The organism is Micromonospora deserti (genome assembly GCF_003236335.1).
Lineage (GTDB): Bacteria > Actinomycetota > Actinomycetes > Mycobacteriales > Micromonosporaceae > Micromonospora > Micromonospora deserti.
The window spans coordinates 33,560-50,380 of sequence record NZ_POUB01000020.1 but is presented as its reverse complement, the minus strand read 5'-3'; the positions used below and the strand labels follow the sequence as shown (position 1 = coordinate 50,380).

Below are 16,821 nucleotides of genomic sequence, written 5' to 3'. Positions count from 1 at the left end.
CCCCAGCGCGGCGCGGCCTGCCCCGCCCCGGCGCCCGCGGCGCCCGCGGCGGCGGACCAACGCGGCGGTCACCTACCTGCTGCTGATGACACTCGCGGTACTGTTCGCCGGGCCGTTCGCCTGGCTTGTGCTGGCCGCGCTGAAAACCAAGACGGAATGGGTGACGATCCCCACGAAGATCCTGCCGGAGACGCCACAGTGGGAGAACTTCACCCGGGCCCTCACCGAGATCAACTTCACGGCGTACCTGGGGAACTCGCTGTTCCTGTCGTTCCTGTACGCGATTCTGGTGACGCTCTCCAGCGCGGCGGTCGGGTTTGGCTTCGCCCGCCTGCGCGGGCGCGGCAAACGCCCGCTGTTCGTGCTGGTGCTGTCCACCATGATGCTGCCGCAGATTCTCACCCTGATTCCGACCTACGTGCTGTTCGCTCGGGCCGGGCTGGTCAACACGTACTGGCCATGGGTGCTGTGGGGCCTCGCGGCGTCGCCGTTCCTGGTGTTCCTGTTCCGCCAGTTCTTCGCCGCCATCCCTGCTGAGCTGGAGGAGGCGGCGATCATCGACGGTTGCGGGTACGGTCGCATCTTCCTGCGGATCTTCCTGCCGCTGTCCCGGCCGGTGCTGTGGACTTCCTTCCTGCTCTCGTTCACCTGGATTTGGGGCGACTACATCGCGCCAGCCCTGCTCCTCGATCCCGACCACACCACACTGTCTGTCGCTATCGCCGGGTTCTACCGCGACCCCCATGGCAACCCCCACGCCACGGTGCAGGCGGCCGCCGCTGCCCTCTATGTGGTACCCGTCCTAGTGATCTTCCTGTTCGCGCAGCGCTACTTCATCCGTGGCGTTGTCAGCTCGGGCTTGAAAGGATGATGACCCACGACACTCATTTCGGCGACCGTGTGAGCCCGGATCTGCGCGTGCGGCCCCTCGGCGACGCTGGCCGCGACGGCTCGAACATGGTCCTGGGCCGATGCGGCCAGCCCGTCATATACCGCGACGAACACCTCCCGCGCGCGTGCGCGCGGCCAGCCGGGCGGCAGAAGCTCGATCGGCAGCAGTGGGTCGATCACCGGGAAACGGCGGTAAGTGTCCATCACCTCCGTGCGGGCCCGCACCGCTGCGGCGCCGGTGACCGCGCCGGCCGTGATGCGAGGCAGCAAACGGCTCCAACGCTTGATAAACCCTGTGTACTCCTTGGCGATGCCCGCGATGTCCCAGGCGTCGACTGGGTTCCGGTTGGCCTGGGTCTCCAGTTGCAGGTGCTGCGCGCGGAACACGCTCATCCCACCGAGCGCCAAACCTTCCAGGCCGGTTCGTTCCTCCGCCGTCATCGGGTGCGGTGACAACCAGACCCCGTCGTACAGCGGTGCGTATCCGCGCCATCGCAAGTGGTCCCGAACCGCACGCCGTTGCGTGGTCTCCTCTTGCGGCATAGTGAACGCGACCAGCGTCCACGACCCATCCCATGAGCCGGGGCCCGCGGCGAACGCGGCGATCCCGAGGCCGCCCCTGGACAGGTTCGCCACAGCGGGTTCTGTCAGGCGGTAGGAGCTGTGCTTGCCCTGTCTGCTGCCCTCCAGCACGCCCCGGCGGGCCAGCCGACTGATGGTCGTGCGGGCAGCACCGTTGCTCACCCCGAACTCGCCGAGCAGAACCACGATCGCCGCGGACGGCAACCACGCGCGGGCGCCGATCGTGTAGTCCGAGATCAGGGTCACCCCGAGTCCCTGAGGCGACCCGGCCTGCCGGCGCGGCAGCCGCACGGATTCGGGCCCGCCGTCGGGGAAGATCTCGTCGATGCTGAACACACGGGCCACGGTGCACTCCGGCTGCGAGCTGCGGTACACGGATGTGCCGACTGTAGCGGCCCGCGACAGCCTACTGGGGCGTGGCTTGGTCTCCAGCGGCTGGCAGCGGCGCAAGCGGCACGGCTCGACCTCAAAATAGCGACGTGGATCGATTGACAGCTGAATGCCCTTAAGGCAATGTATCTGTTACATACGTCCTGGGAGCCGAACAGCGACCGCTTAGTGTGTTGGCCCGACAGGCTTCCCTCGCTCCGGGCGCGAGGGAAGCCGACCTGGTGCGGACCAATCCGGCGGTCGGGTACGCGGGAGCGCTGCCTGTTAACGGCACTGCTTGGCCGTGCTCCGTTCATTTGATGTGGGGCACTCCGCCAACGTCCTCAGTCGTACGGCAAACCTGTTGGAGTCAATCATGCTCTCACCTAGACAGCGCGTCGCGCTGGTCTCCGCCGGCCTCGTCTTAACGGTGTCTGGTGCCAGCGTAGTAACCTCGGCGACGGCTTCGGCAGCGGCGACCCGCTATGAAACCGAGACCGCACCCTCCACATGCGATGGTGTCATCGAATCCAACCACTCCGGCTATTCCGGCAGCGGATTCTGCAACGGGAACAACACGGTCGCTGCGGCAGCACAGTTCACCGTGTCGGCCGCCGCAGCCGGTACAGCGACGATCGCCATCCGGTATGCCAACGGCGCGACCGCGACCCGCCCCGCGGACGTGCTCATCAACGGCGTGGTAATCCATCCAGGCACCGCCTTCGAGCCTACCGGCCCCTGGAACACCTGGGCCACCAAGACGCTCACCGCCTCGGTGAACGCTGGAAGCAACACGATCCGGCTGAGCCCGACGACCGCGGCAGGTCTACCCAATGTAGACTATCTCGACTTTGAAGTCGCGGCCGGACCGGTCCGCTCCGAGGTAGAAGACGCGCCGGCGACCTGCGGCGGCAGCATCGATACCAACCACTCCGGCTACTCCGGCACGGGATTCTGTAACGGCGACAACGCTGTCGGCGCGGCGGTGCAGTTTACGGTCGATGCGTCATCCTCCGGGACCGCGACGCTCGAGGTGCGGTTCGCCAACGGCGGCACGGCGGCACGCCCGGCCGACGTAATCGTGAACGGTTCAACCGCGCAAGCGGCGTCCTTCGAGCCCACCGGGTCGTGGGCGACCTGGGCGGTGAAGTCGCTCTCGGTCCAGGTGACCTCTGGAAGCAATACCATCCGCTTCAGCCCCACCACCTCGGACGGTCTGCCCAATGTGGACTACCTTGACTTTTCGCTGGGTGGTGACCCACCACCGCCCTCTGGCCGGCAGATGGAGCGCCTGAACCGGGGCCTGATCAGCGTCCGCTCTGGAAGCGGCAACCTGGTGAGCTGGCGGCTGCTGGGCACCGAGCCGTCCAGCGTGACCTTCAATCTGTACCGGGAGAGCACCAGGATCTACTCCGGCGCGCCGACCAACCACTACGACTCGGGTGCGTCGTCGACCTCGTCCTACACCGTGCGTGCGGTAGTCAACGGGGTCGAGCAGCCGGCGTCCGAGCCGTCACTGCGCTTTGCCGGCGGCAACTACCTCGACGTGCCGATTTCCCGGCCGGGCAGCAACTACACGGCCGGTGACGCGAGCGTCGGTGACGCGGACGGCGACGGCCAGTACGAGATCTTCCTGAAGTGGGATCCCAGCGACCAGAAGGACAACTCACAGTCCGGCTACACCAGCAATGTCTACATCGACGCGTACCGGCTCAACGGTCAGCGGCTGTGGCGCATCAACCTGGGCCGCAACATTCGCGCTGGGGCGCACTACACCCAGTTCCAGGTGTACGACTACGACGGGGACGGGCGCGCCGAGCTCGCGGTCAAGACCGGCGACGGCACCGTCTCGGGCACCGGTCAGGTGATCGGCAACGCCAGCGCCGACCACCGGAACTCCTCCGGCTACATCATCACCGGGCCCGAATATCTGACCATGTTCAACGGGCTTACCGGCGCCGTCATGTCCACCGTCAACTTCGAGCCCGCCCGCGGCAACATCAACGACTGGGGCGACAACTACGGCAACCGCGGCGACCGGTTCCTTGCCGGCACCGCGTATCTGGACGGCCAGCGACCCAGCCTCATCATGGGCCGCGGCTACTACGCCAAGAGCACGATCGCGGCGTGGGACTTCCGCAACGGCCAGCTCACCATGCGGTGGAAGTTCGACTCCAGCAACACCGGCAGCCAGTGGGGTGGGCGTGGCGCGCACTCGCTGTCCATCGCCGACGTCGACGGCAACGGCACCGACGAAGTCATCTATGGCGGCATGACCATCAACGCCAACGGCACCGGCAGGTACACCACCAGCTTCTACGCCCACGGCGACGCCCTGCATGTGGGTGACTTCGTGCCCAGCCGAGCGGGCAAGGAGATCTGGATGATCCACGAGCAGAGCTCCGGTGCCTCCGCCACGCTGCGGGATGCCAACAACGGCTCGATCATCATGCAGAGGAACAACACCTGTGGATGCGAGGGCCCGGCACGCGGCGTGGCAGGCGACATCTACGCCGGCAACGCGGGTGGCGAGTTCTGGGGGACCGGCACCGGCCTGGGTAACCTGTTCAACGCCTCCGGCAGCAGCGTCGGGCGCAACCCGAGTAGCTACAACTTCCTCGCCTGGTGGGATGCCGACCCGGTGCGGGAACTGCTGGACGGCAACCGCGTCGACAAGTACGGCACCAGCGGCGACACCCGCCTGCTCACCGCCACGGGCGCGCATTCCATCAATGGGACCAAGTCGACTCCGTCATTGTCGGGCGACCTGTTCGGCGACTGGCGCGAGGAGATCATCTTCCCGCGTGACGACAACGCAGCCTTGCGCATCTACGCCACCCCGATCCAAACCGACCGGCGGATCTACACCCTGATGCACGACCCGCAATACCGAGTCGCCATTGCCTGGCAGAACACCGCCTATAACCAGCCGCCACACCCGAGCTTCTTCCTCGGCAACGGCATGAGCAACCCACCACAACCCACCATCTACGTGCGCTAAACGCCAACCGGTGGGGGCGCGCCGGACCGCCCCCACCACCTCTATCCCACATAAGGAGTCACCATGTTGATGCAACGACGTAACTTCCTCGGGCTGACCGCCGCCGCGGCGGGCGTCTCCCTGTTCGGTTCCGGACCGGCGCACGCCGATCCAGCGCCGTCTACGCCGTTCGCCGTAGGCGTGCGCCGGTACGACTGGTACCGAGGCAGCCGCCCGTGCACCACCTACGTCTACTACCCGGCCACCGGTACCCCCGGCGGTAACCCCGTCACGAACGCCCCGGCCGCTAACGGCGTCTTTCCCGTCTACAACTTCACCCATGGCTTCCAAAGCAGCCCGCAGAACTCCCTGTTCATCATCCGGGCCCTGGCCGCAGCGGGCTTCATCGTCCCCGCTCCGCACTTCAACCACAACTTCAACGACGTCAACAACGGCAACACCTCCAGGGACGTCTCCCAGATCCTCACCAACACTCTCGCCCTCAACGCGAGCGGACCGCTGGCCGGACGCATCAACACCAACATCGGCGTCGGCGTCTCCGGCCACTCCCTGGGCGGCATGGTCACCCACGGCCTGCTGACCGCTTGGCCCGACAGCCGGATCATTTCCGCCAACCCGCAGTCGTGCATCGACATGGGCAACCCCGCCAGCTCGGTCTCGGCCAAAGTCCTGTTCGTCCACGGCGACCGCGACTCGACCACGTCGTACTCCTCGGCCCGGCAGGCGTATACGGAAATGCCCGCGCCCAAGGCCTTCCTCACCTTCCTCGGCGGGAGCCACACCAGCTTCTGGAGCGACAGCCGGTTTCCCGCCACCGTCGTAGACTGGGCACGCTGGACCATGTACGGCGACACCGCCGCCCGCGACCGTCTCCCCGCCGACGCGGCCGGCTCCGACACCCGCTGGGAATTCGTCGACAACTCCACTGGCCCGGGCTACTACAACCTGCTGGCCCAGCACAGCGGCAAGGCGGCCGACATCAACGGGGCCTCCACCGCAGCCGGCGCCGTGCTCATCCAGTGGCCGACCAACGGCAGGCTCAACCAGCAGTTCGAGTTCGTCGACACCGGCGACGGCCACTTCCGCATCAAGGCCCGCCACAGCGGCCTCTTCCTCCAGGTCTCCAGCAACAGCAGCGGCGCCGACATCACTCAGCAGCCCAGCAGCACTGTCGCCAGCCAGCAATGGCGCATCGTCGACCACGGTGGTGACGTGATCAGCCTCATCAACCGGCAATCGGGCCTGGCCATGGACGTCTGGGAGTACTCCACCGCCGACGGAGCCCGCATTTCCCAGTACACCTATAACGGCAACCCCAACCAGCGCTTCACGCGCCGACGCGCCTGACCACACGTGACGGGGGCGGGCCTGCGCGAACATCGCAGACCTGCCCCACCTTCCCTGACTGGCTTCTTTGGGGTTGGAATGAGATTTCCAGCGGAGAATTGGCGGCTGTCGCGGTACACCGGATGGACTCGGGCGCACTGGGAGATGGCCGCCGACGAAACCCTTGCCGCGGTCCGGAGATTCGCCTCCGCACGGCATGCGCTGATCGACCTGCCCGGTCCGGTCAGCGCTTTCGGCGGGCACAGCGATGGGCTGGAGGGTTTCGCTCGCACCTTCCTGGCGGCGGGTTTCCGGCTGGTCCACGGCGGCGATGGTGGCCTGGCGCAGTGGTACGCGGAAGGCATTGCTGCCGGCGTGGATCCGAACTCGCCGGAGCGTTGGCCAAGCCTCGAGGATGTTCCGCAGGCGCGTGTCGAGGCGGCGTCGATTGCCCTGGCGATGCACGAATCCCGGTCGCTGATCTGGGACGCGCTCGATGACCGTGTGCGCCAGCAGGTGGTTGAGTGGCTGGCGCAGGCTGTCGGGCTACAGTACCCCGCGTCCAACTGGGTCTGGTTCCAGAACATCACCGAAGCGTTTCTGCGTTCGGTCAACGGTCCATGGCTCAAGGAGGACATCGACCGCAACATAGAAATGACTGAGGCGTGGTACCGGCGCGACGGTTGGTACACCGACGGAGTGGGCGCCGGGCGGACAACGCGCAAGTTCGACTGGTACGCGGGCTGGGCGATGAACTTCTACCCGCTGTGGTATTGCCGGATGTCGGCCGAGCATGCTGAGCCCGCACTGTGGGCCCGTTACCGGGAACGACTGCGCGCCTATCTGGACGGTGCGCAGCACCTGTTCGGGGCCAACGGTTCACCGCTGCTTCAGGGACGCTCGCTCACGTATCGCTTCGCGACCACAGCCCCTTTCTGGGCGGGCGCGCTCTTTGACGCGACGCCGCTGCCGCCGGGGCGCACCCGCCGGCTGGCCAGTGGCACCTTGCGCCATTTCGTCGCGAAGGGCGGCTGGGACGCGCAGGGGCTGCAGCCGATTGGCTGGCACCACGCGTTCGAACCGATCCGGCAGCCTTACTCGGGGCCGGGTTCACCCTACTGGTCCAGCAAGGGCTTCGCGGGTCTGGTACTGCCAGCGGACCACCCAGTGTGGACGGATCCGGAGGAGCCGTTGGAGGTTGAGGAGCGCGACATGCAAGTGACTCTTCATGCGCCGGGCTGGCTCGTTTCCGGCACCAAATCTGACGGGGTTGTCAGGGTCGTCAATCACGGCAGCGATGCGCAGCCGGAGGGGACGCTGGGCGTGGACGATCCGAACTACGCCCGCCACGCGTACTCGACCCACACCGGTCCCGGCTACGCCAAGCTGTCGCGGGAGGCACCGGTGGACAACCACGTGGCGCTCATCGACGCTAGCGGGTCGGTGTCGCATCGCCGGCCGCTGGCACCCATGAGCATCGCCGGTCGCATCGGTGTGTCGCGGCACCGGGCGCACTGGCCGGACGGGCCGATGCCGGACGCCTTCGTGTGGCCACCGGAGCCGCCACAGTTCCGGGTCGGCCCGCTGGTGACCACCGCCTCCGTGCTGCGCGGCGCGGTTGAGATCCGGGTGGTCCGGGTCGAGGAGGACTGCGACTGCCTGTTGCGGGTGGGCGGCTTCCAGGTCGACGGCGCGGCTGGTGTGGACGGCGGCATGGCAAGGGTCGTCCGGAAAGACGGTCTGGCGTCCATCGTGATCGGACTAAGAGGCCTGGCCGAGGGTGCGGTAATCGCTACTGATGGCGCCGATGTTTTCTCTTCCCGCTCGGCGGTGCCCGTGGTGACCAGCCGTATCCCTTTGACAGTAGGAGAGATATACGCCGCGGCGGTCATCCTCACCGGCGCGGCGTTACCTGAGGTGCTCCCGAGGATAGACGTCAACGGCGACGAAGTCAGTGTGGCCTGGGCAGACGGCCAGGCTGACGTGGTATCGCTACCACCGGTGTAGCGAATCCCTTCCCAGCCCTGCCGAGGATAAATAGAACTTCGAATGCTTCCGGGCATTCGAAGAGTTAAAACGTTTTAACAAGTGCTGTGGGCCCGGAAGCGCCTTCCTGATGACTAGGCGATCAGAGACGGGCCACGCGACGAAGTGTCGGCAGAACTGGTGTCGAAAGGTGTTCTCGTGGTGATGCAGGCTCCGCCCCGGCCGGTCGCGCCGGCACGGCGTGATCGACAGGTGCGGCGCCGCCTGACGTTGCGGCAACGGCTACGCCGTGACGGCATGCTGCTGATCCTGGCCTTGCCTGGCATCGCGATCCTGGCGCTGTTCGAGTACACGCCGCTGCTGGGCAACGTCATCGCTTTCAAGGACTATCAGCCGTACCTGGGCATCGCAGACAGCCCGTGGGTGGGATTGCGGAACTTCTTGGTGATCTTCAGTGGCGATCCGCAGTTCTTGAACGCCTTAAGGAACACGCTGATCATCACCGTGCTTCAGGTGGTGTTCGTCTTCCCGGCACCGATCGCCTTGGCTCTGCTGCTCAACAGCCTGCTCTCGGAGCGGATCAAGCGCATCGTCCAATCCATCCTGTACCTGCCCCACTTCCTCTCCTGGGTTATCGTCGTTGCGATCTTCCAGCAGGTACTGGGGGGCAGCGGGTTGATCAACAGCTGGCTGCGTGCCAATGGACACTCCACATTCGACATAATTGGAAGCGCCGACTGGTTCCGGGAGCTGCTGACCGCTCAGGTCATGTGGAAGGAGACGGGCTGGGCGACCATCATCTTCCTCGCCGCGCTCTCTCAGATCGACATTGCTCTCTACGAGGCGGCGAGCGTCGACGGGGCCAGCCGGTGGCGGCAGCTGTGGCACGTGACCCTTCCGGGCCTGCGCTCGGTGATTGTCTTGCTCTTCATCCTGCGCCTTGGCGATGTGCTCACCGTCGGCTTTGAACAGATCATCCTGCAACAAGGGGCAGTGGGCCTGCGCGCCAGCGAGGTGCTCGATACCTACGTCTACAACAACGGCATCATCAACGGTCAATGGGGGGTGTCGGCCGCGGTCGGCCTCGTCAAAGGGCTGGTCGGGGTGGCACTGGTGCTGGCCGCCAACAAGGTCGCCCACCTGTTCGGGGAGCGGGGGGTGTACTCGAAATGAGCCGCTTGATCGTTGCGGGGACGCCACCGCCATCGCTGTTCATGCGGGTTGTCAAGGCAGTCGTGCTCACGCTGTGCTGCGCGCTGGTCATCGTTCCCTTTGTAGGCGTGATCTCCACGAGCTTGGCGACCCAGGAGCAGGTGATCAGATCTGGCGGTTTCGTGCTCATCCCAGATGGGGTGAGCTGGGCGGCGTACAAGTCGGTCTTCGCCGGGGGAGTGGTCACCCGTGCGGTCCTGGTCAGCATCCTCATCACCGTCGTCGGGACGGCTATCAGCCTGGCCTGCACCGCCATGCTCGCCTACTCACTGAGCCGCCCGGGATCCTTAGCACACACGCCGTTGCTCATGGTGGTGCTGATGTCCCTTCTGTTCACGCCGGGCATCATCCCGAGCTACCTGATGGTCAAGCAGATGGGACTTCTCAACTCCTATTGGGCATTGATCATTCCCACCGCGGTAAGCGGATTCAACACGATCGTGATGCGGGCCTTCTTCATGGGGCTGCCCACCGAGCTTCTGGAGTCGGCACGCATCGACGGCGCCAGCGAAGCCCAGACTCTGCTGCGCGTCGTGCTTCCGCTGTCGAAGGCAGTCATGGCAGTGATCGGACTGTTTTATGCCGTGGGCTATTGGAACGCCTTCTTCAACGCCATGCTGTACATCAACGACACTGAGAAATGGCCGCTGCAACTGGTATTGCGGACCTATGTCGTCAACAACGCCGTGCTGGGCGCGGATCAGCTCGGTGGCAGCGAGACACTGCCGCCACAGCAATCCATCCAGATGGCCATCCTGGTGATCGCACTCGTGCCGATCCTGCTCGTCTATCCCTTCCTACAACGCCACTTTGCCAAGGGCGTGCTCACTGGCGCGGTCAAAGGCTGACCGTAATCACCGAACTTTGCTGACACAAGGAGATCTTCGATGATCCCACCTCCAATTGATCGGCGGACCCTCCTCCTAGGCACGCTGGGAGCGGTGGCGCTCGCCGGCTGCGGTACTGATGCCGGCTCCCCGACCGCACCGAACAACAACGCCAAAGTCAAACTGCCGACATACAAGCCGTTCACCGGCGGGCCCAAGCCGGACCTTCCAGGCACGCCAGAGGGAGTGCTCGACGGCTTCCTGAAGTACCCGGCGGACCCGATCAAGGTCACGGGCGGCGCGCCAGGAGACGGCAGCACAGTCACCACGTTCGTGCAGACCTTCAGCCCTGTCTCACCCGGTGCGAGTAGCAACCGGTACTGGCAGGAGCTCAACAAGGCGCTCAACATCGATCTGAAGATATCCGTGGTGCCCGCTTCCGAGTACACGCAGAAGTTCACCGCGATCGTCGCTGGTGACGAGCTCCCGGACTTGTTGCATGTGCGCAACCCCACGATCGACATTCCGGCGTTCCTCAACGCCAAGTGCCAGGATCTCACGCCACTGTTGGCCGAGGGCGCGGTCAACGAGTACCCGTTCCTGGCGAACATCCAGCCGGTGTTTTGGAAGCAGTGCATCCACAATGGAGCGATCTACGGGGTACCGGTCCCGCGCGCCGTTCAGGGACTGCTGATGTTCCGCCGTGACGACCTCATCTCCGCCAAAGGACTCAACCCAGACCCGTCGAGCTTTGGAGAGTTCCGCGAGCTGTGCCAAGGGCTCACCGAGCCGCGCGCCAACCGCTGGGCGCTCACCGGCCCCGACATCACGGTCAATTTCGTCCTGCAGATGCTTGGCGTTCCGGGTAACTGGAAGGACGATGGCGGAAAGTTGACCAACATCATCGAGCTGGAGCAGTACAAGCAGGCGTTGGCCGACGCCGCCCAGTTGTTCAAGGACGGGGTGATCCACCCGGACAGCTTCCCCGGCCCCAACGCCAACCTGGCCGCAACCTACAAGCAGTGGTTCACCGCAGGGTCTGCGGTGCTCAACGTGGACAACTACACCGCGTGGCCGGAGTACTACACGCAGAACATTTCGGGCCCTTCCTTCAAGCTCGGAGGGATGCTGCCGCCCAACCACGACGGCAGCACAAAAGCCGTGACTTGGCAGGGGAACCCGAGCTTCAGCTTCACGGCCTTCAAGAAAGCGCCGGAAGCCCGCATCAAGCAGTTGCTGAGGATCTGCGATTGGCTTGCGGCGCCGTTCGGTAGCGCCGAGTACCTTCTGACCAACTACGGAGCCGAGAACGTCGGTTGGCAGCGCAACGCCGACGGCGACCCGGTACAGACCGATACCGGTAAGGCCGAGGTGCCCGGGCTGGGAGTGAAGTACATCGCCGCCCCTCCCTTCGTGCTCTACACCCCTGGGCAACCCCAGGCCACCAAAGACGGTCACGCCTACCAGCTGAAGTCGGTCCCCATCTCGGTGGGCGATCCAACGCTCGGCATGTACTCACCCACCTCGTCTCGGCAGAACGCCTCGCTGAACACCCAGCTCACAGATGCGCGCCACGCCGTCATCCGCGGTGAGAAGCCAGTCTCCTCCTGGGACGAGACGGTTGAGCAGTGGCGCCAGTCGGGCGGCGACCAGATCCGCAGCGAGTTCGAACAGGCCCTGGCCCAGAACAGCCAATCCGTAGGAGAACGATGATGTCCAATTTGACGCGGCGGGGGTTATTGAAGGGAACCGCACTCGCGGTGGCGGGGACGGCTGTCCCGGCGCCCGCGTTGGCGGCCGCGCAGCCGAGCCCCGCCCCTGGTGAAGTCGGCCAGGCTCGTTGGCTGGAAGGCCAGGCACCACCGCAAACGGCCGGTGTTACGTGGGGGATGCCGTGGCCCAAGGGCCAGTACCGGCCGGACCAGAGCTTCTCCGTGACCGGCGCCGACGGCGCAGCGGTACCGGCGCAATCGTGGGTGACCGGCTACTGGGGTGACGGCTCGATCAAGTGGACGGCTCACGCGGTGGGGCCGCAGGCCACGATGGCCCCCCACTATCGCGTGGCACCGGGCGAAGCGATCACGCCAGGCACAGCGGTTACGGTCCGCGAGGCCGGCCAAACTGTCGACGTCGACACCGGTGTGATCCTGGTTTCCGTCAACCGGCGCGGGCGCCACCTCGTGCGCTCGATCACGCGTGGCGGCCGGCAGATCGCCCGCGATGGTGAACTGGTGTGCCTGCGCAGTGACAGCGCCGATGACGGAGACTCGCGGGTCAGTCGGCAGGAAGCATTCTACAGCGCTATCGAACAGGTCCGGGTCGAGCAATCCGGACCGGTCCGCGCCGTGGTGCGTATCGACGGCAAGCACAAGCACGGCAGGCGTGCGTGGCTGCCGTTCACCGTGCGGCTCTACTTCTATGCCGGTAGTGACGGCGTGCGGATGATGCACACGTTTGTCTGGGACGGCGATCACAACGGCGACTTCATCTCCGGGCTCGGTATCAGATTCAAGGTGCCGCTGACCGACGAGCTGTATAACAGGCACGTCCGGCTCGCCGGGGCGGGCGACGGCGTCTTCGGCGAGGCGGTGCAGGGCATCACGGGACTGCGCCGCGATCCAGGTGCGGCGGTGCGGTCGGCGCAGGTGGCCGGGCAGCCGACGCCAGACATCGCCACCTGGGACACCCGGGTGTCGAGCCGGATGCAATGGATTCCCACGTGGGGCGATTACACGCTGCGACAGCTGACTGCCGACAGTTTCCAGGTCCGTAAGCGGACGAAGGCGGGCTGCAGCTGGATCAACTCCAACTCAGGGGGACGGGCCAGCGGGCTGGCTTATGTCGGTGGCCCCAGTGGCGGCTTCGCGCTTGGTATGCGCAATTTCTGGCAGTTGCACCCGACCCAGCTCGACATCCGCGATGCCGCCAAAGAGTCGGCGGAGATGACGTTGTGGCTGTGGGCACCGGATGCGACCCCGATGGACATGCGCTTCTACCACGACGGGATGGGCCAGGACACATATGCCAAGCAGCTCGATGCCCTGGAGATCACCTACGAAGACTACGAACCCGGCTTCGAGACGCCCTACGGGATAGCGCGCACGAGCGAACTCATGTTCTGGGCACTGCCGGCCACCCCGACCGCGCAGCGTTTCGCCGAGCTCGCCGCCACCGTGCGGACACCGCCGCAACTGGTCGCGCCACCGGCACACCTGCACGCGGCCGGCGTTTTCGGCGATTGGGCGCCGGTCGACCGGTCCACGCCGGAGAAGGCGCAGATCGAAGACCGGCTGGACTTCCTCTTCTCCTTCCACGCCGGGCAAGTCGAGCAGCATGGCTGGTACGGCTTCTGGGACTACGGCGACATCATGCACACCTACGACAACGACCGGCACATGTGGCGTTACGACATCGGCGGCTACGCGTGGGACAACTCCGAGCTGTCGCCCGACCTCTGGCTGTGGTATCAGTACCTGCGCACCGGCCGTGCCGACGTGTTCCGGTTCGCCGAGGCGATGACCCGCCACACCGGTGAGGTGGACGTTTACCACATCGGACAGTGGATGGACCTCGGCACCCGGCATGGCGTCCAGCACTGGGGCGACAGCGCCAAGCAGCTGCGAATCAGCACGGCGGCGTATCGCCGGTTCTTTTACTTCCTCACCGCCGACGAGCGGGTCGGTGATCTGATGCGGGATCTGGTCGACGCTGACAAGACCTTCTTGGTGCTCGACCCCATTCGCAAGATCCGCAGCGAGCCGTACACGCCCGACCCGACGGCGTTGAGCATCGGCTTCGGCACGGACTGGGGCGCCCTGGCGGCGGCGTGGCTGGCTGAGTGGGAGCGCGGCGGAAACCCGATCGCCAAGCAGCGCCTGCTGAGCACCATGCGCACCATCGGCGCCCAGACGAATGGGTTCGTCCAGGGCAGTGCGCTCTACAACCTGCACACCGGGGAGTTCGCGGTCGCGGATCCACCGGCTATCAGCATCGGCAGCCTGTCGTCCGTGTTCGGGCTGGTAGAGATGTGCAGCGAACTGATCGCCATGGTAGATGTACCCGAGTTCACGCGTGAATGGTTGCGCTACTGCAGGTTCTACAACGCGACTGCCGCAGAACAGGCCGCCGAGTTCGGCCGCTCCTTTGGAAGCCAAAACCTGCGCCAGGCCCACTCCCGCCTCACCGCCTATGCGGCGGCCAAGACCAGCGACGCGGCGCTGGCCGCCCGGGCGTGGCAGGAGTTCTACGCCGGCCATGCCGGATATGGGCCGAACGTCAACTGGCGGGCCACCCGGGTCAACCCGCCACATGTCCTCAAACCCATCGACGAGACGAACTTCGTGTCCACCAACGCCTCCGCTCAGTACGGCCTGGCCGCGATCCAGTGCCTGGCTCTCGTCGGCGACCACATCCCTAGGAGTTAGCATGAAGTCTTTGATCGGCGCGACCACCGTCCTAGTGCTTTTAGTCGCGATGCCCATGCCAACCGCCCATGCCGCACCGACGCGATATGAAGCGGAGAACGCCGTCTGCGACGGCACCATCGATTCCAACCACTCCGGGTTCTCCGGCAGCGGATTCTGTAACAGCATCAATGCGACCGGAGTAGCGGTCCAGTTCACGGTGAACGCCGCGAGCGCGGGCACCGCGACCCTGGGCGTCAGGTATGCCAACGGCGGCACAACCGACCGGCTAGCGACCGTCAACGGTGGCGCCACCGTCAGCTTCCCGTCCACCGGAGCCTGGAACACCTGGTCCACCGCCACAACGACCATCCAGGTGAATGCGGGCACCAACACGATCCGGCTCGCCGCGACCACCGCCGCCGGGCTGGCCAATATCGACTATCTCGATGTCGAGGTTGGCGGCCCCAACCCGCCGACGGGCCGCAAAATGGAAAGGCTGGGGCGGGGAGTCGTGGCGGTCCGCTCAAGCAGCACCGACGTCCTGGTCACCTGGCGGCTGCTCGGGCTCGATCCGGACGGCATCGGCTTTAACGTGTACCGGTCCGCTGCTGGTGGGACAGCCGTTCGGCTCAACTCTTCGATCCTCACCGGGGGAGCCAACTTCGTCGATCGCACAGCCGATCTGACCCGGTCCAACGCCTACCACGTGCGTCCCGTGATCGGTGGCGTCGAGCAGGCACCGAGCGGGTCGTTCACGTTGACCGCCAACCGCGCCACTGAGCCGGTGGTCCGCGTGCCGTTGCGCGCCGGCGGTCCGGTGAAGTTTCTTTGGGTCGGCGACCTCGATGGCGACGGCGAGTACGACTACGTTCTGGACCGGCAGACATCCCCTCAGACGATCGAAGCCTATCGGCGCAACGGTCAGTTCCTGTGGTCGGTCAACATGGGACCCAACAGCACCAACCAGAACAACATCGAAGGCGGGTCCTCCACGATAAACGTCGGCCACAACGATGGCGTCACCGTGTACGACTTTGACAGTGACGGCCGTGCCGAGGTCGCCGTTCGGATCGCCAACGGTGTCCGGTTTGGCAACGGCACCACCTACAACGCCTTGCCTGACAACACCCGCCAGTCCATCGCCATCCTTGACGGCATGACCGGGGCACCGCGCGCTATCGCCCCGGTGCCGACCGACTACCTAACCGACGGCCCGATGTACGCCCGGTTCGGGGTGGGTCATCTCGACGGCGTCAACCCGAGTCTGGTGGCCTACATGAAGAACCGCATCGGCAACGGCGGGTTCAACCTCATGTTCTGCGCCTGGCGGTTCAACGGCAGCACGCTGACCCAGCAGTGGAAGTTCTTGCGCGGCAACCAGGATCTGCCTGACGGGCACAACACCCGCATCGTCGACGTCGACGTCGACGGCCGCGACGAGATCGCCGAGATCGGGTTCGTGCTCAACGGTAACGGCACACTGAAGTACTCGTTGGCCCCACAAGGCATCATTCACGGCGACCGCTTCCACATCGCCAAGATGGACCCCAGTCGGCCCGGCCTACAGGGATATGGCGTGCAGCAGGTCAACCCCAGTGGTCTGCGCGAGTACTACTATGACGCGGCCACCGGCTCCATGATCTGGCGTCACATCGAGTCGGGCACCTCCGACGTCGGGCGCGGCATGGTGGGCGACATCGACCCCCGCCACCCGGGCATGGAGGTCTGGTCGTTTTCCGGGCTGTACAACGCGCCCACCAACCGGCTGGCCGAGCCCAATACCTCGCTGAGGCCGTGGCCGCACCTCGGCCTGTGGTGGGACGGCGATATCACCATGGAACTGCTCAACGACGGCAAGTTCGAGAAGTGGAACCCGAGCAGTCCCACTCCCACCAACAGCGTGCCGCGATTGCTGGCCAACTGGACGTACGGCGCGGTCAACGCCTACGGCGGTCCGAACCCGACGTTCCACGGCGACATCCTCGGTGACTGGCGGGAGGAGGTCGTCTACACCAACTCGAGCTACAACGAGCTGATCATCTTCACGACCAACTACCCGACGAACACCAGGCTCTACACGCTGGCACACAACCCCGCATACCGTAATGCGATGACCCTCAAGGGGTATGTCCAATCGCACCACGTCGACTACTTCCTGGGCGCCGGCATGACCCCGCCGCCCCGGCCGAACATCACGTATGCGGGAAACTAGTGGCACTCA

10 protein-coding genes are annotated in these 16,821 nt (G+C 65.5%); 9 read left to right on the top strand and 1 reads right to left on the bottom strand.

Annotated elements, in window-relative coordinates:
• Positions 1-871 (top strand): carbohydrate ABC transporter permease (locus tag C1I99_RS05615; RefSeq protein ID WP_233512348.1); only part of this gene is annotated, 871 nt, incomplete at its 5' end.
• Here the strand turns inward: C1I99_RS05615 and C1I99_RS05610 are convergent.
• Complete coding sequence (locus C1I99_RS05610) at positions 829-1,809, bottom strand: PaaX family transcriptional regulator (RefSeq protein ID WP_325049193.1); 981 nt, start codon at positions 1,807-1,809, stop codon at positions 829-831. The two genes, C1I99_RS05615 and C1I99_RS05610, sit on opposite strands and share 43 nt — an antisense overlap.
• A gap of 409 nt (positions 1,810-2,218) precedes the next feature.
• Here C1I99_RS05610 and C1I99_RS05605 point away from each other — a divergent pair, with 409 nt between their 5' ends.
• From C1I99_RS05605 to C1I99_RS05570, 8 genes are all read left to right on the top strand, one after another.
• Positions 2,219-4,843, top strand: a complete 2,625-nt coding sequence (locus C1I99_RS05605) for a rhamnogalacturonan lyase family protein (protein WP_233512347.1) — start codon at positions 2,219-2,221, stop codon at positions 4,841-4,843.
• A gap of 63 nt (positions 4,844-4,906) precedes the next feature.
• The gene (locus C1I99_RS05600) at positions 4,907-6,190 is read left to right on the top strand and encodes an RICIN domain-containing protein (protein WP_111133101.1); all 1,284 of its coding nucleotides are present in this window, start codon (positions 4,907-4,909) and stop codon (positions 6,188-6,190) included.
• Positions 6,191-6,268: 78 nt separating this feature from the next.
• Complete coding sequence (locus tag C1I99_RS05595; protein ID WP_111133099.1) at positions 6,269-8,176, top strand: DUF2264 domain-containing protein; 1,908 nt, start codon at positions 6,269-6,271, stop codon at positions 8,174-8,176.
• A 183-nt stretch (positions 8,177-8,359) separates the two neighbouring features.
• Entirely contained in the window at positions 8,360-9,328 is a 969-nt protein-coding gene (locus tag C1I99_RS05590) for an ABC transporter permease (RefSeq protein WP_199561988.1), read from the top strand.
• Positions 9,325-10,215 carry a carbohydrate ABC transporter permease gene (locus C1I99_RS05585; RefSeq protein ID WP_111133095.1) on the top strand — a complete coding sequence of 297 codons (891 nt, stop codon included), beginning with the start codon at positions 9,325-9,327 and terminating at the stop codon, positions 10,213-10,215. The genes C1I99_RS05590 and C1I99_RS05585 overlap by 4 nt, the downstream gene beginning before the upstream one ends.
• Before the next feature lie 93 nt (positions 10,216-10,308).
• Positions 10,309-11,907, top strand: a complete 1,599-nt coding sequence (locus C1I99_RS05580; protein ID WP_158554003.1) for an extracellular solute-binding protein — start codon at positions 10,309-10,311, stop codon at positions 11,905-11,907.
• Positions 11,907-14,618, top strand: coding sequence for an exo-rhamnogalacturonan lyase family protein (locus C1I99_RS05575; RefSeq protein ID WP_111133114.1), 2,712 nt, complete (start codon positions 11,907-11,909; stop codon positions 14,616-14,618). Before C1I99_RS05580 ends, C1I99_RS05575 begins: the two co-directional genes overlap by 1 nt.
• A 1-nt stretch (position 14,619) precedes the next feature.
• Positions 14,620-16,812: a rhamnogalacturonan lyase family protein gene (locus tag C1I99_RS05570; protein ID WP_158554001.1), complete on the top strand. Its 2,193-nt coding sequence runs from the start codon at positions 14,620-14,622 to the stop codon at positions 16,810-16,812.
• Positions 16,813-16,821: the final 9 nt, after the last annotated feature.

Coding starts and splice junctions, on each gene's coding strand:
- C1I99_RS05605 (WP_233512347.1), top strand. CDS start 2,219: ATGCTCTCACCTAGACAGCGCGTCGCGCTGGTCTCCGCCGGCCTCGTC.
- C1I99_RS05600 (WP_111133101.1), top strand. CDS start 4,907: ATGTTGATGCAACGACGTAACTTCCTCGGGCTGACCGCCGCCGCGGCG.
- C1I99_RS05595 (WP_111133099.1), top strand. CDS start 6,269: ATGAGATTTCCAGCGGAGAATTGGCGGCTGTCGCGGTACACCGGATGG.
- C1I99_RS05590 (WP_199561988.1), top strand. CDS start 8,360: ATGCAGGCTCCGCCCCGGCCGGTCGCGCCGGCACGGCGTGATCGACAG.
- C1I99_RS05585 (WP_111133095.1), top strand. CDS start 9,325: ATGAGCCGCTTGATCGTTGCGGGGACGCCACCGCCATCGCTGTTCATG.
- C1I99_RS05575 (WP_111133114.1), top strand. CDS start 11,907: ATGTCCAATTTGACGCGGCGGGGGTTATTGAAGGGAACCGCACTCGCG.
- C1I99_RS05570 (WP_158554001.1), top strand. CDS start 14,620: ATGAAGTCTTTGATCGGCGCGACCACCGTCCTAGTGCTTTTAGTCGCG.